This window comes from Streptosporangium sp. NBC_01639, from assembly GCF_045209755.1.
GTDB lineage: Bacteria > Actinomycetota > Actinomycetes > Streptosporangiales > Streptosporangiaceae > Streptosporangium.
The window spans coordinates 2,625,497-2,645,387 of sequence record NZ_CP109272.1 but is presented as its reverse complement, the minus strand read 5'-3'; the positions used below and the strand labels follow the sequence as shown (position 1 = coordinate 2,645,387).

Sequence of the window (19,891 nt, the reverse complement as noted above, 5' to 3'; positions counted from 1 at the left end):
TACGATCCTCACCATTCCCTTCTCGAAGATCGTTTCTTCATGCTGTGCGGTCTTCTCTTGCTGTGCGGTCCTGGAGGATCCATGAAACTCCGCTCGTCAATTGTCGGGATCCTGGCGTTGGCACTTATGGCGGTCGCCGGATGTGGCGGCGCCGACGAGACCACCAAGGCTTCCGCCGGTGGTTCCGGTCTGGAGAAAGTTAAGATCAACATCGGCATGATGCCGGTGGTCGACACGGCCCCCCTGCAGATCGCCATGGACAAGGGCCTGTTCAAGGCCGAAGGGCTCGAAGTCTCGATGGTGAAGCTCGCGGGTGGCGCGGAGGCCATCCCGAAGCTCAAGGGCGGCAGCCTGGACTTCAGCTTCGGGAACTACGTCTCCTTCTTCGCGGCCACCGCGAAGAAGGCCATCGATCTGAAGATCGTTTCTGACGGTTTCCAGAGCGCGCCCAAGACTCATGTGGTCTTGGTCCCCAAGGACAGCAAGATCCAGACCATGGCCGACCTCGCGGGCAAGACCGTCGCGATCAACACCAAGCGCAACGTCTCCTCGATGCTGGTCCGCGTCGCCGCCAAGGCGCACAACGTCGAGCTCGACGAGGACAAGAACTTCGTGGAGGCCCCCTTCCCGGAGATGGAGGGCCTGCTGAAGGCCGGCACGGTCGACGCCGCCCAGGTCGTTGAGCCGTTCGGCACCTTCATCAGCCAGAACATCGGCGCCCGCGTCATCTGGGACACCTCGCAGGGCCCGACCGCGGACTTCCCGATCGCCGGCTACGCGACCACCTCGGAGTTCGCCAAGGCGAACCCCAACACCGTGGCGGCGTTCCAGCGGGCGATGTCCAAGGCCCAGGCGCTGGCGGCCGACCGGGCGCTCGTGGTCGCGGCCATTCCGAAGTACACGACGATCCCGGCCGCCGTGGCCGGTAGCCTCGCCATCGGCGGCTTCCCCACCACGCTCAACGCCACTCGGATCCAGCGGGTCGCCGACAGCATGAAGGAGTACGGCCTCCTCGACACGGCGCTGAACGTCCAGGACCTCATCGTCGACAGCAAATGAACAGAACCCGTGTCATCCGAGGGGTGATCGGCGTCTGCGCGGCGGTGGCGCTGGCCGAGGCGATCGCCCGGCTGGGGATCGTCGATCCGGAGATCGTCCCGCCGATCTCCGCCGTGCTGCTCCGATCCGTCACGCTGGCGGGGGACCCCGTGTTCCTCGCCGGCGTGACGGACACGGTCCTTGCCTGGCTGGCCGGGCTGGCGCTGGCCGCCGTCGCGGCGGTCGTCCTCGGCGTACTGCTCGGATCGGTCCCGTGGCTCAGCGCGCCGAGCCGGATGGTGGTGGAGTTCCTCCGCCCGATCCCCTCGGTGGCGCTGATCCCGCTGGCGATCCTGCTGTTCGGGTCGGAGATGGAGATGAAGGTGTCCCTCATCTTCTACGCGGCGATCTGGCCCATCCTGTTCAACACCCTCTATGCCCTCCGAGACGTGGATCCGGTGGCGAAGGACGCGATGCGCAGCTTCGGGTTCGGCCCCCTGGCCGTGCTCTGGCGGGTCTCCCTGCCGAGCGCCGCGCCGTTCGTCGCGACCGGGGTACGCGTCGCCGCGGGCGTGGCGCTAGTCGTGGTCGTGGGCGCCGAACTGCTCAGCGGCGGCCAGAGCGGGCTCGGCATCTTCCTCATCGACGCGGGCAGCGCCGGAGGCAACACCGACGTGACGCTGGCCGGCGCGGTCTGGGCGGGAGTACTCGGACTCATCGTCAACACACTGCTGGTCCGGGTGGAACGCGGCGCGTTCCGCTGGCACTTCGCGCGCACGGAGAGGACGCGATGATGAGCTGGACCGGTCCGGTGGCACGCGGCGTCCTCGCCGTGGTGTCCCGACTGTGGCTGGCCGCCGCACTGTTCACGGCCTGGGAGGTGGCGGCCCGGATCATCCAGGAGAGCTACTTCCCGCCGCCGTCGGAGATCGTCACGGCGATGCACGAACTGTGGTTCTCCGGCCCGGCGGGACGGCTGTTCCTCACCGAGCGGGCGCTGGACGACTTCGGGCACAGCCTGTACAACCTCTTCGGCGGCTGGGTGCTCGCCTGTCTGGCGGGGATCGCCGTCGGCGTCGCGCTGGGCCTGTCGCGCACGCTGGCCGACTACGTGGAGCCGATGGTCCACTTCGGGCGGGCGATCCCGCCGCCCACCCTTCTCTCCTTCTACATCGCGGCGTTCCAGCTCGGGACGCCCATGCAGGTGGCGACCATCGTCTCCGGAGTCGTCTGGCCGGTACTGCTCAACACCGTCGACGGTGTCCGCACGGTGGACCGGCTCCATCTGGAGAGCGCCGAGGTCTTCGGCGTACGGGGGATACGCAGGCTGCTGTTGATCGTCATCCCCGCCGCGTCTCCCAAGATCGTGGCCGGGGTCCGCATCAGCCTGGGCATCGCCCTGATTCTGATGGTCCTGTCCGAGCTCGTCGGGAGCACCGCGGGCATCGGCTCCCTGCTCATCGGCGCCCAGCGCAGCTTCGACCTGCCCCAGATGTGGGCGGGAATCGTGCTTCTGGGCCTGCTGGGATACCTGTTCAACGCCGTCTTCGTAACGGTGGAGAAGCGGGCTCTCAGGTGGCATCTGAACGCCCGGGGCACGTCATGAGCCTCCATCAGACATCGAGGAAGTCATGAGAGTACTGATCATCGGGGGCGGCATCGGAGGGCTCACCACCGCGCTCAGCCTCCATGCCGCGGGCATCGACTGCGAGGTCGTGGAGTCGGTCGTGGAGCCGCGCCCCCTCGGCGTGGGCATCAACCTGCAGCCCCACGCCGTCCGCGAGCTCACCGAGCTCGGACTGGGGGAGGCGCTCGCCGAGATCGGCGTCCCGACGAGCTACCTGACCTACACCGACAGGTTCGGCGGGGCGATCCTGTCGCTCCCCCGCGGGAGGTTCGCGGGGTACGACTGGCCCCAGTACTCCATCCACCGCGGCGAACTGCAGATGCTGCTCCTGGAGACGGCGCGTGAGCGTCTCGGCACCGTCAGGACGGGACTGTCTCTGGAGGACTTCGAGCAGGACGGGACCGGGGTCACGGTGTCGCTGCGCGACGTGCGGACCGGTGAGCACCTGAAGGAGACGGCCGACGTCCTCGTGGGCGCGGACGGTATCCACTCGACCGTCCGTGCCCGGCTGCACCCCGACGACGGGCCGCTGCTCTGGAACGGGATCCGGATGTGGCGCGGGACGACGGAGGGGGAGCCCTTCCTCGACGGCACCACATTGATCGTCGCCGGTTCCAACCTGTCGGCCAAGTTCGTGGCCTATCCCATCTCGGCGCGGCTCCGGGCCCGCGGGCGGGCGCTGATCAACTGGGTGGCCGAGGTGACGGTCGCCGAGCCGGGCCCCGTCCCGGTGGCCGACTGGTCCCGGCCCGGCCGTCTGGAGGACGTGCTGCCGCACTTCGACGGCTGGCGCTTCCCCTACCTGGACGTGCCCGCCGTCATCTCCGGCTCGGAACGGATCCTGGAGTACCCCATGGTGGACAAGGATCCGCTCCCGCGCTGGGGGGACGGCCGGGTGACGCTGCTGGGTGACGCCGCGCATCCGTTGTATCCGGTGGGCTCCAACGGCGGCTCGCAGGCCGTACTGGACGCCCGTGTCCTGGCCAGGGAACTGGCCGGCGCGGCCGATCCGGCCGCCGGGCTGGCCGCGTACGAGCAGGAGCGCAGGACCGCCACCACGGGACTCGTGCTCGCCCATCGTGAGCTGCCCATGGAGGAGACCATCGCGGTGGTCACGGAGCGGGCCCCCGACGGGTTCGACGACATCGCCGACGTGCTCACGCCGGAGGAACTGGCGAACATGGCCGCCGCCCAGCGGCGGACCACCGATATGGACATTAAGGCACTTAATAGCCGTTCTTCCTGGAATGTTGCATATAAGGCGTATCGGTGATGGGACGTCGAATAGGTGACATGGATACCGGAAGCCGCTTGCGAGAGAATTAAGCAGATATGGATATAAAGTCCGATTTGAGGGGTTTAGAGGCATTGGCTGAACTCGTGGAGCTGTGCTCCAATAACCCTCACCCCATGGACGCGTCGGTGTCCCATACCGCTCAGGTGTGTGACGTGGTCTTCTCCGCACCCGGTCGCCCGATGAGAGGCAGCGGATACCTATGAGGACGTCATCATCGCGCGAGGACTCCGGCGTCGGTCCAGCCGAGACCCCGGCGTCCAGTGATCAGGACACCGGCGGAGCCTCCGGAAACCACGGCTCCCATGGCCGGCGTGGCCGCAAGCTCGCACTGCGCAACTGGCGCGTACGGTCCAGGCTGATAGCCCTCGTCCTCATCCCGACCCTGGCCGGCGTCGTCCTCGGCGGTCTCCGGATCGTCTCCTCGGTCTCCAGCGCCGCCGACTACGGGCGCACCGGGAAGATCGCCGAGTTCGCCCTTCAGCTGAGCACCCTCACGCATGAGCTTGCCCTGGAGCGCGACCTCTCCACGCGCTTCATCGCCGAGCGCCGCGCTCCCAGCAGGCGCATGGCGATGAAGAAGCAGCAGGCGGTCGTCAACACCGCCGCCGACAAGGTCCGTGCGACGATCGACTCGGCGGAGCTGGTCAGTATGGACAGCACGGGCGGGCAGCGCGTCCGAGAGAAGATCGCTCAGGTGCGCACCCGGCTGGCGGAACTGGCGAGCGTGCGGCAGACCGTCGCGAGCACCCAGCTGCTGGCCCAGCCCACCCTGGACATGTACTCCCGGGCGATCCAGGACCTGCACGCGATCCACGACGAGATCGGCCAGGACGTCACCAACGACGAAGCCCTCACCGGCAGCGTCTCCGCGTTCGCCGCGCTGACCCGCGCGAAGGAGCAGGTCTCCCGCGAGCGCGCCGCCCTCGCGATCGTCATCGCCTCCGGCCAGTTCAGCGGGGAGAGCTTCGACACCTTCGTCTCCACCCGCGCGCAGCGCGACAGCGAGCTCGTCACCTTCCGGACCGAGGCCTCGCTCGCCCAGCGCCAGGCCTACGACGACACGGTGAGCGGCCCGAAGAAGGACCGGGCCGAACTGTTCCGCATCCGCGCCCTGGTCTTCCCGACGCTGAAGCTGAAGCCCGGCACCCCCTCCCTGCTGCCTCCGTCGCAGGTCGACAGATGGTTCGACTCCGCCAGTGATGTCATCTCGCGCATGCGCGACGTCCAGGAGAGCATCGGCGACTCGATCGTCTTCCGGACCAAGGAGCTCCAGGACGACGAGCAGCGCAACGCACTGATCGTCGGTGCGGTCGTCACCGCCCTGCTGCTCCTCGTCCTCGGCATCACCGTCCTGATGGCCCAGTCGCTGGTCCGCCCGCTGCGCACGCTGCGCACCGAGGCCCTGTCGATCGCCGGCCGCCAGCTTCCCGAGACCGTGCAGAAGCTGCGGGAGACCGGGGAGCCGGCCGAGCTTGAGCAGATCTCTCCGATCGGGGTCAACTCCGACGACGAGATCGGGCAGGTGGCACGGGCCTTCGACGAGGTCCACCGCGAAGCCGTACGGCTGGCGGGCCAGGAGGCCACGCTGCGGAGCAACGTCAACGCGATGTTCGTCAACCTCTCCCGGCGCAGCCAGACCCTGGTCGAACGTCAGCTTTCCCTCATCGAGAGCCTGGAGCAGGGCGAACAGGACGAGAACCGTCTTGGCAGCCTGTTCCGGCTCGACCACCTGGCCACTCGCATGCGCCGCAACAGCGAGAACCTCCTGGTCCTCGCCGGCCAGGAGCCCGCGCGCCGGTGGAGCCAGCCGATCGCACTGATCGACGTGGTCCGCGCCTCGCTCTCGGAGGTCGAGAACTACGAGCGGGTCGACCTGAGGCTCTCCGGCGGCGTGTCCGTGGCCGGCACCTCGGTCAACGACGTCGTGCACCTGATCGCCGAGCTCGTGGAGAACGCGATCTCCTTCTCCCCCAGGGAGACCAAGGTCATCGTGTCCAGCAACCGGATCGACGGCGGCGGCGTGATGGTCTCGATCACCGACATCGGCATCGGCATGACTCCCGAGGAGCTCGCCCAGGCGAACTGGCGGCTGGCCAACCCGCCGGTGGTGGACGTCTCGGTGTCCCGTCGCATGGGCCTGTTCGTGGTCGGCCGGCTGGCCTTGCGGCACGGTATCCGCGTGCAGCTCCGCCAGCAGGACAGCGGCGGTCTGACCGCCATGGTGCTGCTGCCCGACTCCCTGCTCTCCCTGGCCGGCGCCCCCGCGACACCGGCCGGTCCGGCCGCGATGCCCATGGGCGACTGGGCCTCCTCCATGGCCTCGATGGACCGGTCGTCCGTGCTGGCCAGTCCCACCCCGCTCGATTCCGGCCATCCGTCGTTCGCCTCCTTCGAGGCGGCCCACCCGTCGCTCGCCTCCCTCGACATGGGGCAGTTCAACTCCTTCGAGGCCATGCGGCCCGCCCCGGGAGAGGGCGGCCACTTCGGCCAGGCCCCGGTCGACACCCCCTGGCCCGGCCACACGCCGCCGCCGGGCGCCGACCCCGGCTGGCCGAGCGCGTCGCAGGCGGACACCGGAGTGTGGCCGAACCCGCCGTCGCGCGGTGGTGACTCCGGAGGGTGGGCGAGTCCGCCGTCGCGCGGTGGTGACTCCGGCATGTGGTCGGATCAGCCGTCGCGCGGTGGTGACTCCGGCATGTGGTCCAGCCCGCCGTCACGCGGCGGCGATTCCGGAGTGTGGTCGGATCAGCCGTCCCGTGACCGTGACTCCCGAGGGCGGTCCGGCGGGGATTCGGGGGCGTTCCAGCGGAGCCCCTTCGAAGCGGCCGACAACACCGGCCCGCTGCCCGTGGTCCGTGACTCCTCGCCGATGGAAGAGGCGAAAGAGGAGTTTCTGCCGATTTTCGCCGCGGTCGAGTCCGACTGGTTCAGGAAGGTCGAACCCGCGGTCCCCGACCAGGCGGTGGCCGAGGAACCCACGGCCAAGATCGCGGCCAAGGCCCCCAGCCCGCCCAAGCCCGCACCGGCACCCGAGGCCTGGTCCTCACCCGCCGACGCCGGCTGGCAGGCGGCCAAGGCGGCGAGCGAACCCACACTCGGCGGAATCACCGGCTCCGGCCTGCCGAAGCGCGTGCCCAAGGCGAATCTGGTGCCCGGTACAGCCGCGCCCGACCTGAGCGCGGCACCCCAGACCCCTGTTCTCCGGCCCACCGTCTCCCCTGAGGCGGTGCGCAACAGGCTGGCGAGCTTCCAGAAGGGAGTACGGCAGGGCCGTGCCGCGGCCAGGGGCGAAGCCGGTGCCGAGCAGGCGTACCCCGACTTCGGCCGGGGCGTTGAAGGAAACAAGGAGGACCGGTGAGCGAGCTCATCATGGTCGCCAAGGAGGATGACACGTGCGCGAAATGAGCCAGGCCGCCCGGGGGGTCAATTGGCTGATCACTGACTTTGTGAACAATGTCCCAGGAGTTGCGCACACGGTCGTGGTGTCGGCGGACGGTCTGCCGTTGGCGTATTCCGACGGATTCCCCCGTGACCGGGCGGACCAGCTGGCGGCAGTGGCAGCCGGCCTGATCAGCCTGACCCAGGGCGCCTCCAGGGTCTTCGAGGGCGGCGCCGTCACCCAGACGGTGGTGGAGATGCAGCGAGGGCTGCTCCTCATCATGTCGATCAGTGACGGCTCCTGCCTTGCCGTCCTGGCGGCGGCCGACTGTGACATGGGCCTGGTGGCCTATCAGATGACCCTGCTCGTCGAGCGGGCCGGTCAGGTGCTGACGCCCGCCGTCCGCGCCGAACTCCAGGCCTCCCACCCCAGGTGAGGACGATGACCCTAGGAGGATGCCGTGGCAGGCCGCGGCTGGGCTGGTGAAGGTGACCCGCTGGGCGGGTCGCCTTACCAATCGATGGACGACCCCTACCAACAACAGGGTGGTCCTTCACATCTCATGCAACCGGCACCGGCGGAACAGAGTTCTCTGGTCCGGCCATACGCCGTGACCGGGGGGCGGACCGCCCCCCGGACCCAGCTCGCCATGGAGGCACTCGTCTCCTCGGCGACGTCCATACATCATGATCTGTCCAACCGCACTCCGGAGTATCAGGCGATCAGCGCCCTGTGCCGGCAGGTGCGTTCGGTCGCTGAGATCTCCGCGATGCTCCGCATCCCGCTCGGCGTGACCCGGATCCTGGTCGCGGACATGGCGGCCGAGAACCTGGTCCAGCTGCATCAGCCGCAGCTGGACGCGGGCAAGCCGGATCTCAACCTGCTGGAAAGGGTGCTCAGTGGACTTCGCAGACTCTAACCGCGGCGGCGGCCTGTCATCGACGAAGATCGTCGTAGCCGGTGGATTCGGCGTGGGTAAGACCACATTCGTGGGGGCGGTCTCGGAGATCCTGCCGCTCACCACGGAGGCGGTGATGACCGACGCCAGCGCCGGCATCGACGACCTCGGCCTCACCCCGAACAAGACCACCACCACGGTCGCGATGGACTTCGGCCGGGTTTCGCTGGACCGTGACCTGATCCTGTACCTGTTCGGTACGCCGGGTCAGCACCGGTTCTGGTTCATGTGGGACGACCTCGTGAAGGGCGCGATCGGTGCGATCGTGCTGGTCGACACCCGGCGGCTGGCCGACAGCTTCCCGGCGATCGACTACTTCGAAGAGGCCAAGCTCCCCTTCGTGGTCGCGGTCAACGGCTGGGACGGGACCTATCTGCACGGTGAGGAAGAGATACGGGAGGCCCTGACGCTGGCGCCGCACATCCCGATCTCGCGGACCGACGCTCGATCACGGGACGCGGTGAAGGCCACGCTCATCACCCTGGTGGAGCACGCACTGACCGTGCGGATGGCCGTTCCCGGATGGGGGCGCTGACCGTGTCGGCGACCTTCTCCGGAGAGGATCGCCGGCCACCGGGGCGTTAGTCGTGCCTCCCAACGGATAGGCTGGGGGGTCGAGTCGCAGACCTGTAGCGCAGAGGCTGGCCAATCACGTGTTCGAGACGCTTTCCGACCGGCTCACATCGGTCTTCTCCTCCCTCCGTTCCAAGGGTCGGCTGTCCGAGGCCGACATCGACGCGACCTGCCGCGAGATCCGCATCGCGCTGCTCGAGGCCGACGTCGCGCTACCCGTGGTCAGGACGTTCGTCGCCCAGGTCAAGGAGCGTGCCCGCGGTGTCGAGGTCTCCCAGGCGCTGAATCCGGCGCAGCAGGTCGTCAAGATCGTCAATGACGAGCTGATCGAGATCCTCGGCGGCGAGACCCGGCGGCTTCGCTACGCGAAGAACCCGCCGACCGTCATCATGCTCGCGGGTCTCCAGGGTGCCGGTAAGACCACCCTGGCGGGCAAGCTCGCCCGCTGGCTGCGGGAGCAGAACCACACGCCCATGCTGGTCGCCGCCGACCTTCAGCGTCCGAACGCGGTCCAGCAGCTCCAGGTCATGGCGGAGCGCGCGGGTGTCGCGGTCTACGCGCCCGAGCCCGGCAACGGCGTGGGCGATCCGATCGCCGTCGCACGGCAGTCGATCGACCACGCCAGACGGCAGCAGCACGACATCGTCATCATCGACACGGCCGGCCGTCTGGGCATCGACCAGGAGCTGATGAAGCAGGCCGCGGACATCCGCGACGCGGTCTCACCCGACGAGGTCCTGTTCGTCGTCGACGCCATGATCGGCCAGGACGCCGTCTCCACGGCTCAGGCCTTCATGGAGGGCGTCGGCTTCGACGGCGTCGTGCTCACCAAGCTCGACGGCGACGCCCGCGGCGGCGCCGCCCTGTCGGTCCGCCACATCACCGGCAAGCCGATCATGTTCGCGTCCACCGGTGAGAAGCTGGAGGACTTCGACGCCTTCCACCCGGACCGGATGGCCTCCCGCATCCTCGACATGGGTGACATCCTCACCCTGATCGAGCAGGCCCAGAAGACCTTTGACGAGGCCGAGGCCGTCAAGATGGCGGGCAAGCTCACCTCGGGTGAGGGCTTCACGCTGGAGGACTTCCTCGAGCAGATGATGATGGTCCAGAAGATGGGCCCCATCAAGAACCTGCTCGGCATGATGCCCGGCATGGGGCAGATGCGCGACCAGATCAACCAGGTCGACGACCGCGACCTGGACCGCATCGCCGCCATCATCCGCTCGATGACCCCGGGCGAGCGCCAGAACCCCAAGATGATCGACGGCTCCCGGCGGGCTCGCATCGCCAAGGGGTCCGGCGTGACGGTGACCGAGGTGAACGGCCTGGTCACCCGGTTCTTCGACGCGCAGAAGATGATGAAGAAGATGGCCGGCGGGATGGGCATCCCCGGCATGCCCGGCGGACGCAAGGCGGGCAAGGCCGCGCAGAAGAAGGCGGCCAAGGGGCGGCGGGTCAGCGGTGACCCGCGCAAGGCCGCGCTCGGCAAGGGTTCCTCGGAACCGGCCGACGTCCCCGCCGGCGGCGCCCTCGGCAGACTGGGCGCGGGCCAGCTTCCGCCCGGCCTCGAACTGCCCCCCGGCTTCGACCCCTCGAAGTTCAAGCTCCCCGGTCAGAAGTAAATGGGCGACAGCGGGTTCCACGGGCGGGCCCGGTGGATCTGGCTGGTCATCATGGTGGGATTCATCGCCGTGGCGGCGCTGGAACTGCTGGGAGTGCGGCCCAAGTAGGGACGACGGGCGGCGGGGATGGCGGAGGGATCCGCCATCCCCGTTCTCCGTTTGTCATCTTCCGGCTTACGGGCCATTCGCCCCTCGGATCCGGGGGGATTACCGAGATTTGCCCTCGGACGGGCGTTCAGGATGGGCCTGGTTTGGCTGGGCACTCCCGTACGTCTGGCACAATGACATGTTGGAACATCGTGACCACGTGGGTGCCCTCTCACCCCCGCGTGCCACGCCTGTCCCTACGAACGGTTCTCTCTTCGTGCCCCACTCGACGAGATGCCGCTCACCCACGCTCTAATGCAGGAGAGACCACACCAGTGGCAGTCAAGATCAAGCTCAAGCGGCTCGGTATGATCCGCAACCCGCAGTACCGCATCGTCATCGCCGACAGCCGCACCAAGCGTGACGGCCGGGCGATCGAGGAGATCGGCCTGTACCACCCGAAGGAGAACCCCTCGCGCATCGAGGTCGACTCCGAGCGGGCGGCTTACTGGCTGGGTGTCGGCGCGCAGCCGACCGAGCCCGTGCTCAAGCTCCTCAAGCTCACCGGTGACTGGCAGAAGTTCAAGGGCGAGCCGGCTCCGGCTCCGCTCAAGGTCGCCGAGCCCAAGGCCGACCGGCACGCCGTCTACGAGGCCGCGGCCAAGGAGGCGCTGTCCCTGGACGCCGCCGCCACCACGCCGAAGAAGCCGGCCAAGAAGGCTGTGAAGGCCGACGAGCCCGCCGCTGAGACTCCGGCTGAGCCGGTCGCGGAGGAGAAGCCGGAAGGCGAGGCCTGAGATGCTCGAGGAGGCCCTCGAGCACCTGGTGAAGGGCATCGTCGAACATCCCGACGAGGTCCAGGTTCACGCTCGCCGCATTCGCAGCGGACGTGTGCTTGAGGTCCGGGTCCACCCCGAGGACCTCGGCAAGGTCATCGGCCGTGGTGGCCGTACGGCCAAGGCGTTGCGCACCGTCGTGAACGCCCTGGGCGACGGTAAATACGTTCGGGTCGATCTGCTCGACCTGAACGAGGCCCGCTAGCCGACACGAGATCCATCGAGTCAACGGGTCACCCACCCAGCGTGGGTGGCCCGTTTGCTTTCTGCGACACACGAACATTTTGGGAGGCGGGCGTGCAGCTTGTCATCGGCCGGATCGGCCGCCCGCACGGACTCCGCGGTGACGTGTCCGTGGAGGTGCGCACCGATGACCCGGAGCGGCGTTTCGCCCCGGGTACGGCCATCGTCACCGACCCCGCGTCGGCCGGTCCGCTCGTCGTCGAGTCCCGGCGCTGGCACTCCGGCGTCCTGCTGGTCAGGTTCGAGGGAGTCAACGACCGCAACCGTGCCGAGGAGATCCGCGGCACCACGCTCGTCGTCGACTCGGCGGACATCCCGCCGCCGGACGACCCCGACGAGTTCTACGACCACCAGCTCATCGGCCTCACCGTCGTCACCCCCGACGGCGAGCCGGTCGGAGAGGTGGCCGACGTCCTCCACCACGGGCAGGACCTGCTCGTGGTGAGCCGAGGCGGCACCGAGGTCTACGTGCCGTTCGTGAAGGCGATCGTCCCGGTGATCGACCTGGAGGCGGGCACCCTCGTCGTGGACGGGCCCGCCGGGCTGCTCGATCCGGACACGATCGCCTGACATGCGCATCGACGTCATCTCGATCTTCCCCGAGTACTTCGCCCCGCTCGACGTCTCCCTCATCGGAAAGGCCCGCGAGCGCGGCATCCTCGACATCCGCCTCCACCAACTCCGCGACTGGGCCCACGACGTGCACCACACGGTGGACGACACCCCCTACGGCGGCGGTCCCGGCATGGTCATGAAGCCCGGCCCCTGGGGGGAGGCCATCGACACCGTCCTCGCCACCGACCCCGCCACGCGGCCCAGGCTCATCGTGCCGACCCCCAGCGGGGTGCCCTTCACCCAGAAGCTGGCCATGGAGTACGCCTCCGAACCATGGCTGCTGTTCACCCCGGCCCGCTACGAGGGCATCGACTCCCGGGTCATGGCCGAGTACGGCTCGCGCATGCGGGTGGACGAGGTCGGCATCGGTGACTACGTGCTCGCCGGCGGTGAGGTGGCGGTGCTGGTGATGGTCGAGGCCGTCGGGCGGCTGCTGCCCGGAGTGCTCGGCAACGCCCACTCGGCCGTGGACGACTCGTTCGCGCCCGGTGCGATGGAGAACCTCCTCGAAGGGCCGGTCTACACCAAGCCGCCCGAGTGGCGGGGACACGAGGTCCCGGAGATCCTGCTCTCCGGCCACCACGGCAAGGTCGCCCGATGGCGGCGGGACGAGGCGCTCCGCCGTACCGCGAAGAACCGTCCCGAACTGCTGGCGGCGCTCGATCCCGAGGGGCTGGACAAGCGGGATCGGCAGGTCCTCGAAGAGCTCGGCCTGCTCGGCTGACCACGGCGCCGTGAGCCGCCGCCCGAGGGCCGCGACGGCGGGCCTTGACAGGTTGATTTCCGGTCGGTCGCGAAAATATGGCACACTGAACCGTTGCCGCCGACTGTCCACTGGCCGGCGCGCGCCGTCGGGCAGATGGGCCTGACTCCCAAGACACCGTCCAATTCAGCACGCGTGTCCATCGCGACGCCGCTTGATCGCGGCCGGGTGGACCTCCGGGTGCTCGCGTAAATGAGGTACCACTGCCATGCACACGCTGATCACCGAGCTTGAGAAGGCCACGCTCCGCAGCGACGTCCCGGACTTCCGTCCCGGTGACACGCTCGAAGTCCACGTCCGCGTGATCGAGGGCAGCCGCTCCCGTGTCCAGGTCTTCAAGGGCTTCGTCCTGCGCCGCCAGGGCAGTGGCGCCCGCGAGACCTTCACCGTCCGCAAGGTCAGCTACAGCGTCGGCGTCGAGCGCACCTTCCCGGTGCACAGCCCGGTCATCGAGAAGATCACCGTGGTGACCCGTGGCGACGTCCGCCGCGCCAAGCTCTACTACATGCGTGACCTGCGCGGCAAGGCCGCCCGCATCCGCGAGAAGCGCGTCGCCCGCTAGGCTGCGCCGCCCATCGTTCTGGCCCGTCCCCTTCGTGGGGTGCGGGCCAGTGCCGTACAAGGAGGTTTGACCTCCTATGGGTAAGACGCATAGCTGTGTCCAACCGGCAGGAGACGAGCCGATGTCGGCCATCATCTAGGCTCGTCCCCGATGACTAGCGAAGACCGGGAGTACGGCGCAGCCTCGCGTCGACCTGTCGAGGACGAGGTGAACGTGGTCGCCGAAGACACCCAGAAGACCGCAGACGGCGGCAAGGACAAGAAGAAGGGCTCCTTCTGGAAGGAGCTCCCCGTCCTGATCGCCGTCGCGCTGGTCCTCGCATTCGTGATTAAGAGCTTTGTGATCCAGGCGTTCTACATCCCGTCGGAGTCGATGGAGAACACCCTCCTGACGAACGACCGGGTCCTGGTGAACAAGCTCGTCTACCACACCCGCCCCATCGAGCGCGGTGACATCGTGGTGTTCTCCGGCGTCGACTCCTGGGACGGCGAGGTGCCGTTCGAGGAGCCGTCCAACCCGGTCTCCGCGTTCTTCCGCTGGATCGGCACGGCCTTCGGCGTGGTCCCCGGCGAGAAGGACTACATCAAGCGCGTCATCGGTGTCGCCGGTGACACCGTGAAGTGCTGTGACGTCCAGGGCCGGGTCACGGTCAACGGGGTCCCCCTGGACGAGGAGTCCTACCTCTACCCGGGCGACGTTCCGTCCGACAGGACCTTCGAGGCCAAGATCCCGCAGGATCGTCTGTGGGTCATGGGCGACCACCGTTCGGTCTCCCTCGACTCCCGCTCCCACCTGGATGACCCCGGAAAGGGGACCATTCCGGTGGACAAGGTGATCGGCCGGGCCTTCGTGATCGTGTGGCCGTTCTCCAGGGCGAAAATCCTCCCCATCCCTGAAACCTTCCAGCAGCCCGCCCTCAAGGCGGCCGCCGCCCTCGGAGGGGCCGCCCCGCTTCTCCTGGGTCTCGCGGGGGCTGCGCCGCTGGTGCTGTGGCGTCGGCGCTGGATCTCAAGGCGGTAGCCGTACCTCATGTCTGTGGAATCCGACAACACATCCGCCGAGTCCGAGAAGGAGCCCGAGAAGGCGAAGGGGAAGCCGTCCCGCAAGGGAGGCCTGCGCGAGTCGCTGACTCTGATCGTGTCCGGCGTGGTGGTGGCGCTGCTGCTGCAGGCCTTCGTCTTCCAGAATTTCGTGATCCCCTCGGAGTCGATGGAGAACACCCTGCGCGAGGGTGACCGCGTCGTCGTCAATCAGTTGCACGGTGCGAGCGAGCGCGGTGACGTGGTGGTCTTCGAGGGATGGCCGGGCGGCGACACCATCAAGCGGGTCATCGCGATCGGCGGTGACACCGTGAAGTGCTGCGACGCCCAGAAGCGGATCACCGTCAACGGGGTCCCGATCGACGAGAAGGCCTATCTGCACCCCGATGACTTCCCCTCGGGCGACAAGTTCGAGAAGGTCGTGCCCCGGGGCCGCCTGTGGGTCATGGGAGACCACCGTTCCGCCTCCGGTGACTCGCGCAGCCACGAGGAGATGGAGGGGGACGGCACGATCTCCGAGGACGACGTGATCGGCCGGGCCTTCGCGATCTACTGGCCGCTCTCCCGCATGACCGTCCTCTCGACACCGGACACCTTCGCCAGACCGGACGCCTTCACCAAGCCGGGATGATCGGAGATCCTCCCTGGGAGGAGACCTGCCCGCCCGGTAGGTGATAGTGGTACCGAACGGTCCGGATGGGGCGTACTCTCGGCTCATGGTCGCTGTGTCTGCCGTGCTGCCATGACAGTCGCGTTCCGTCCTGCGCCGAGTGTGGTCCGGCGCGACGCGGGACTGTACGGCTATGAGCGGGCTCTCACGCGCCGCGGGCTGGGGCCCGTGGCCGGGGTCGACGAGGCCGGCCGGGGGGCCTGTGCGGGGCCGCTGGTGGTCGCCGCGGTGGTGCTCGGCCACCGGATCGACGGTCTGAACGACTCCAAGCTGCTCACGGCCGCCCGGCGTGAGCAACTGTACGGAATGATCACGACGGCCGCGGAGGCGGTCAGCGTGGTGGTGATCCCTCCGGCCGAGATCGACGCGCGTGGCCTGCACAGATCCAACATCGAGGGAATGCGCCGCGCCGTCGCGCGGTTGCCAGGTGAGCCCGGTTACGTGCTCACCGACGGCTTCCCCGTGCCGGGCCTGCCCGTGCCGTCACTCGGCGTGTGGAAGGGTGACCAGGTGGCGGCCTGCGTCGCGGCGGCCTCGATCGTGGCGAAGGTGACGCGAGACAGGATGATGACCGCGCTGGACGGCCACCATCCCGAGTACGGTTTCGCGGCGCACAAGGGGTATGGCACCGTGAGTCATCGCAGGGCACTCAAGGCGCACGGCCCGTGTCCGGCCCACCGATTCTCGTTCGCGACGGTGGCGCGGTCCGGGTCGGGCGAGGTGATGGGTGAGAATGAAGTGGGGGCCGGTCCCACCTGATCGGGTGGACCGGGAAGGCGTGCAACAGGAGGACCGGTATGAGCGCAGAAGATCTCGAAAAGTACGAAACCGAGATGGAGCTGCAGCTTTACCGTGAATACCGCGACGTCGTCGGGCTGTTCGGCTACGTCGTCGAAACGGAGCGGCGCTTCTATCTGACCAACTCCGTCGATCTCGATGTCCGGACGGCCGAGAACGGTGACGTGTTCTTCGACGTGAAGATGCAGGACGCCTGGGTCTGGGACATGTACCGACCGGCGAGGTTCGTGAAGAACGTCCGTGTGGTCACCTTCAAGGACGTCAACGTCGAGGAGCTTGCCAAGCCCGACCTGGAGATGCCCAAGGAGGGCTTCTCCAGTTAAGGCGTTCTCCACAGACGCGGCCCGTCCTTGACCGGGTATCCACAGAATCGGATTCGGCCTGCTGGGGGCGGGCCGGGCTGAGCCAAGGTCGGGGACCGGAGGTGGTCCCATGGCCGCGAAGGACGAGCTCGGCAGGCACGGTGAACAGGTCGCCGTCGACTATCTGCTGGCTCAGGGCATGCAGATCCTGGATCGCAACTGGCGGTGCCCGGACGGAGAGATCGACGTGGTCGCCCGTGAGGGGCGGTCGCTTGTCGTGGTGGAGGTGAAGACCCGGTCGGGCCGCACCCACGGCACCGCCTTCGAGGCGGTGACCGAGGTGAAGCTCGCCCGGCTGCGCAGGCTCTCCGGCAAGTGGCTGGCCGCGCAGTGCGAGCGGTTCGACTCGATCCGGGTCGATGTCATCGCCCTGGAGCGGTTCGCCGGAGACATCGCCATCCGCCACGAGCGGGGGGTGTGCTAGATGTCCTCCGGACCGACGGCCCCCGGGCTGTCCTGGATCGCCCGCCGGGTCAGGGGGGTGGCGTGAGTGGCCGTCGCACGCACCCGCTGCATCGCGCTGATCGGGGTGACCGGCCATCCTGTCGACGTCGAGGCCGACGTCGGCAGCGGCATGGCCGGCCTGCACCTCATCGGAATGCTGGACACCGCGCTGAGCGAGGCACGGGACCGGGTCCGGTCAGCCGTGGTCAACAGCCGTTACGGGTGGCCCGACGCGCGGATCACCGTCAGCCTGTTCCCCGCCAGTCTCCCCAAACGCGGAAGCGTCTTCGATCTCGCGATCGCCGTCGCCCTGCTCGCGGCGGCCGGCATCGTGCCCCGTGCCAGGGTCGCCGAACCGTTCTTCCTGGGGGAGCTCGGCCTCGACGGTTCGGTGAGACCCGTGCGGGGCGTGCTGCCGGCCGTGCTGGCGGCGGCCGGAGCCGGTGCCGACACCGTCGTGGTTCCCGTGCACAACGCCGCAGAGGCCGGTCTCGTACCGGACGTGACCGTGATCCCCGTCGCCAACCTCGGGGAGCTGGTGAGTCGGCTGCGCAGCGACGACCCGGTCGCCGCGCCCGTGCCCGGAGGCACCCGGTGCGCTGAGCCGCTCCACCCGGGCGGCGGAGCGGATGGTGCGCGGTCGCCCTCCCCGGGTGACCCCGGTGAGATCGTCCCCGACCTGGGGGACGTGGCGGGCCAGCCCTTCGCCCGCCGTGCGCTGGAGGTCTGCGCCGCGGGGGGCCACAACTTCTGGATGCTGGGTCAGCCGGGCACCGGCAAGACGATGCTCGCCGAGCGGCTGCCCGCCCTGCTCCCGCCCCTGGAGCGGGACGAGGCACTCGAGGTCACCGCGATCCATTCCGTCGCCGGGGTGCTGCCCATGGACCGCCCGCTGCTGACCCGCCCGCCGTTCGTGGCTCCCCACCACACCGCGACCGTCGCGGCCGTGATCGGCGGGGGCAGCGGGATGATCCGTCCGGGCGCGGTGTCACTCGCGCACCGGGGTGTCCTGTTCATGGACGAGGCCCCGGAATATTCGGGGACCGTCCTCGACTCGCTCAGGCAGCCGCTCGAATCGGGCAGGGTGACGGTCTCCAGGGCGCTGGGCTCGATCACGTTTCCCGCCCGGTTCATGCTGGTGCTGGCGGCCAACCAGTGCCCCTGCGCCCGGCCGTCCGGCTCCGACGACCCGTGCCGCTGCGCTCCCGCGGCCCGCCGCCGCTACCTGGCCCGGCTCTCCGGTCCGCTGCTGGACCGGATCGACGTCAAGACCACCCTGTACCGGTCGACCCGGCGGGAGCTCCTCGCCGACCGCCGGTTCATCGAGCCCAGCCGGGTGGTGGCCGAGCGGGTGCTCATCGCCCGTGAACGCGCCGCCAGACGGTTCGAGGGCAGGCCATGGCGGTGCAACGCGGAGATGCCGACCCGGGCGCTCCACGCCGACCACCGTCCGTCGCCGAAGGCGATGTCGCCCCTGCTCCGGTGCCTGGACAGCGGCGAGCTGAGCGCCCGAGGCCTGGACCGCGTGATCAGGGTGGCCTGGACACTGGCCGACCTCGGCGGCAGGGACAGGCCCGGAGTCGAGGAGACCAATGCCGCCCTCGGACTGTGGCTGGGGGAGGAACGGTGAGCGACCGGCTCGCGCGAGTCACGCTGATGCGGTTGGCCGAGCCGGGCGACGCCGTCATGGGCAGGCTCGTCGCCTCACGCGGTCCTGAGGCCGCCGTCGGACAGATCAGGGAGGGGCACCCGGACCCTGAGTTCGCCCGATGGTTCGCGGCCTCCCACTGCCAGACAGGGTCTCGGCGGGAGCGGCTCACGGACCGGCTTGAGCGGATGTTCGCCTCCTGGGCGGCCCGGCTGGAGACGGCCGAGCCCGCTCGCGACCTGGACGAAGGAGAGCGGGCCGGAGCCCGGCTGGTGGTTCCGGGCGACCGCGGGTGGCCGACCCAGCTTGACGACCTGGGCGACTCCCGCCCCCATGCCCTCTGGCTGCACGGTGAGGCCGACCTGCGCTTCTCCTGCCTGCGGTCCGTCGCCGTCGTCGGCTCCCGGGCGGTCACGCCGTACGGCACGCACGTCGCGGCGGAGTTCGGGGCAGGGCTGAGCGAGCGCGGATGGACCGTCGTCTCAGGAGGCGCGTACGGCGTGGACGGGGCGGCTCACCGCGGCGCCCTCTCCGGCGGGACGCCGACCGTCGCCGTGCTCGCCTGCGGGGCCGACGTCGCCTATCCCAGCGCACACCATTCGCTGTTTGCGGCAGTCCGTTCCCAGGGACTGCTGGTGAGCGAGTGCCCGATGGGCGCCCACCCGACCCGGCCGCGTTTCCTGGTCCGTAACCGGCTCATCGCCGCGCTGTCACGGGGCACCGTGGTGATCGAGGCGGCCCTGCGCAGCGGGGCGCTCAACACCGCGGGGCACGCGGTGGCGCTCAACCGTCATCTGGCCGCCGTGCCGGGGCCGGTGACCTCGGAAACCTCGGCGGGCTGTCATCGGTTGATCCGTCAGGGGACGGCCGTCTGCGTGACCACCCCCGAGGAGATGGTCGAGCTCGTCGGCGCGATGGGCGAGGACCTGGCTCCCGAGCCACGAGGCCCGGTGCTCCCGCGTGACCGGCTGGATCCCGAGACCCGCGCGGTCCTCGAAGCGGTGCCCGCCCGGTCCGGGGCAGGTCCGGCGACGATAGCGCTGGCCGCGGGGGTCGACCTGGAGACCGTGCTGTCCTGCCTTGGCGGCTTGGCCGCCGCCGGATACGTCGAGCGTGTTCCCCGGGGCTGGCGGCTACGCCCCGGAAAGCCGGGCGGGTAGGCATCCCGGGGCCGGTTGGATGCCCCGGTGGGCTCGTGCCGAAGGAGCGGCGGGCGGCGCCGATCGTCCGGCACGGCCCCGGAGCCCGCTCGTCCCTTCGCGGAGCCGGCCCGACTACGCGGGCTAGAAGGCAGCAGCCGGCCCGGTTACGCGGGCCGCAGGGGCA

21 protein-coding genes are annotated in these 19,891 nt (G+C 69.1%); all 21 read left to right on the top strand.

The genetic code is table 11. From position 1 onward, the window contains the following. Positions 1 to 81 precede the first annotated feature (81 nt). The 21 genes from OHA77_RS11875 (at position 82) to dprA (ending at position 19,725) form a co-directional block, all read left to right on the top strand. Positions 82 to 1,059, top strand: a complete 978-nt coding sequence (locus OHA77_RS11875; RefSeq protein WP_406318057.1) for an ABC transporter substrate-binding protein — start codon at positions 82 to 84, stop codon at positions 1,057 to 1,059. Beyond that, on the top strand, positions 1,056 to 1,832 hold the full coding sequence (locus OHA77_RS11870) for an ABC transporter permease (protein WP_406318056.1): 777 nt from the start codon (positions 1,056 to 1,058) through the stop codon (positions 1,830 to 1,832). Before OHA77_RS11875 ends, OHA77_RS11870 begins: the two co-directional genes overlap by 4 nt. Next, positions 1,832 to 2,644, top strand: coding sequence for an ABC transporter permease (locus tag OHA77_RS11865; RefSeq protein ID WP_326820572.1), 813 nt, complete (start codon positions 1,832 to 1,834; stop codon positions 2,642 to 2,644). The genes OHA77_RS11870 and OHA77_RS11865 overlap by 1 nt, the downstream gene beginning before the upstream one ends. 25 nt (positions 2,645 to 2,669) lie before the next feature. Further along, on the top strand, positions 2,670 to 3,938 hold the full coding sequence (locus OHA77_RS11860; RefSeq protein WP_406318055.1) for a flavin-dependent oxidoreductase: 1,269 nt from the start codon (positions 2,670 to 2,672) through the stop codon (positions 3,936 to 3,938). Between the two features lie 223 nt (positions 3,939 to 4,161). After that, on the top strand, positions 4,162 to 7,320 hold the full coding sequence (locus OHA77_RS11855; protein ID WP_406318053.1) for a nitrate- and nitrite sensing domain-containing protein: 3,159 nt from the start codon (positions 4,162 to 4,164) through the stop codon (positions 7,318 to 7,320). Between the two features lie 43 nt (positions 7,321 to 7,363). After that, positions 7,364 to 7,777 (top strand): roadblock/LC7 domain-containing protein, encoded by a 414-nt coding sequence (locus OHA77_RS11850; protein WP_197048434.1) that lies wholly within the window; start codon positions 7,364 to 7,366, stop codon positions 7,775 to 7,777. A gap of 84 nt (positions 7,778 to 7,861) precedes the next feature. Further along, positions 7,862 to 8,260, top strand: coding sequence for a DUF742 domain-containing protein (locus OHA77_RS11845; RefSeq protein WP_406318051.1), 399 nt, complete (start codon positions 7,862 to 7,864; stop codon positions 8,258 to 8,260). A 13-nt stretch (positions 8,261 to 8,273) separates the two neighbouring features. Next, complete coding sequence (locus tag OHA77_RS11840) at positions 8,274 to 8,834, top strand: ATP/GTP-binding protein (protein ID WP_326827014.1); 561 nt, start codon at positions 8,274 to 8,276, stop codon at positions 8,832 to 8,834. A 118-nt stretch (positions 8,835 to 8,952) separates the two neighbouring features. After that, positions 8,953 to 10,497, top strand: coding sequence for a signal recognition particle protein (gene ffh / locus OHA77_RS11835; RefSeq protein WP_406318049.1), 1,545 nt, complete (start codon positions 8,953 to 8,955; stop codon positions 10,495 to 10,497). Between the two features lie 422 nt (positions 10,498 to 10,919). Continuing rightward, entirely contained in the window at positions 10,920 to 11,381 is a 462-nt protein-coding gene (gene rpsP, locus OHA77_RS11830) for a 30S ribosomal protein S16 (RefSeq protein ID WP_326820577.1), read from the top strand. Between the two features lies 1 nt (position 11,382). Further along, positions 11,383 to 11,625, top strand: a complete 243-nt coding sequence (locus OHA77_RS11825; protein ID WP_012888562.1) for an RNA-binding protein — start codon at positions 11,383 to 11,385, stop codon at positions 11,623 to 11,625. Positions 11,626 to 11,717: 92 nt separating this feature from the next. Further along, positions 11,718 to 12,233: a ribosome maturation factor RimM gene (gene rimM, locus OHA77_RS11820; protein ID WP_406318047.1), complete on the top strand. Its 516-nt coding sequence runs from the start codon at positions 11,718 to 11,720 to the stop codon at positions 12,231 to 12,233. Between the two features lies 1 nt (position 12,234). After that, positions 12,235 to 13,002, top strand: coding sequence for a tRNA (guanosine(37)-N1)-methyltransferase TrmD (trmD, locus tag OHA77_RS11815; RefSeq protein WP_326820579.1), 768 nt, complete (start codon positions 12,235 to 12,237; stop codon positions 13,000 to 13,002). Positions 13,003 to 13,249: 247 nt separating this feature from the next. Then, positions 13,250 to 13,603, top strand: a complete 354-nt coding sequence (gene rplS / locus OHA77_RS11810; protein WP_326820580.1) for a 50S ribosomal protein L19 — start codon at positions 13,250 to 13,252, stop codon at positions 13,601 to 13,603. A gap of 150 nt (positions 13,604 to 13,753) precedes the next feature. Next, positions 13,754 to 14,623: a signal peptidase I gene (gene lepB, locus OHA77_RS11805; protein ID WP_406318046.1), complete on the top strand. Its 870-nt coding sequence runs from the start codon at positions 13,754 to 13,756 to the stop codon at positions 14,621 to 14,623. Positions 14,624 to 14,632: 9 nt separating this feature from the next. Next, the gene (gene lepB / locus OHA77_RS11800) at positions 14,633 to 15,274 is read left to right on the top strand and encodes a signal peptidase I (RefSeq protein WP_406318044.1); all 642 of its coding nucleotides are present in this window, start codon (positions 14,633 to 14,635) and stop codon (positions 15,272 to 15,274) included. 111 nt (positions 15,275 to 15,385) lie between these two features. Further along, the gene (locus OHA77_RS11795; RefSeq protein WP_326820583.1) at positions 15,386 to 16,072 is read left to right on the top strand and encodes a ribonuclease HII; all 687 of its coding nucleotides are present in this window, start codon (positions 15,386 to 15,388) and stop codon (positions 16,070 to 16,072) included. Positions 16,073 to 16,110: 38 nt separating this feature from the next. Then, the gene (locus tag OHA77_RS11790; protein WP_326820584.1) at positions 16,111 to 16,434 is read left to right on the top strand and encodes a DUF2469 domain-containing protein; all 324 of its coding nucleotides are present in this window, start codon (positions 16,111 to 16,113) and stop codon (positions 16,432 to 16,434) included. Between the two features lie 109 nt (positions 16,435 to 16,543). After that, on the top strand, positions 16,544 to 16,897 hold the full coding sequence (locus tag OHA77_RS11785; protein ID WP_406318043.1) for a YraN family protein: 354 nt from the start codon (positions 16,544 to 16,546) through the stop codon (positions 16,895 to 16,897). A 66-nt stretch (positions 16,898 to 16,963) separates the two neighbouring features. Next, the gene (locus OHA77_RS11780) at positions 16,964 to 18,547 is read left to right on the top strand and encodes a YifB family Mg chelatase-like AAA ATPase (RefSeq protein ID WP_406318041.1); all 1,584 of its coding nucleotides are present in this window, start codon (positions 16,964 to 16,966) and stop codon (positions 18,545 to 18,547) included. Continuing rightward, positions 18,544 to 19,725 (top strand): DNA-processing protein DprA, encoded by a 1,182-nt coding sequence (gene dprA / locus OHA77_RS11775; RefSeq protein WP_406318040.1) that lies wholly within the window; start codon positions 18,544 to 18,546, stop codon positions 19,723 to 19,725. Before OHA77_RS11780 ends, dprA begins: the two co-directional genes overlap by 4 nt. Positions 19,726 to 19,891 lie beyond the last annotated feature (166 nt).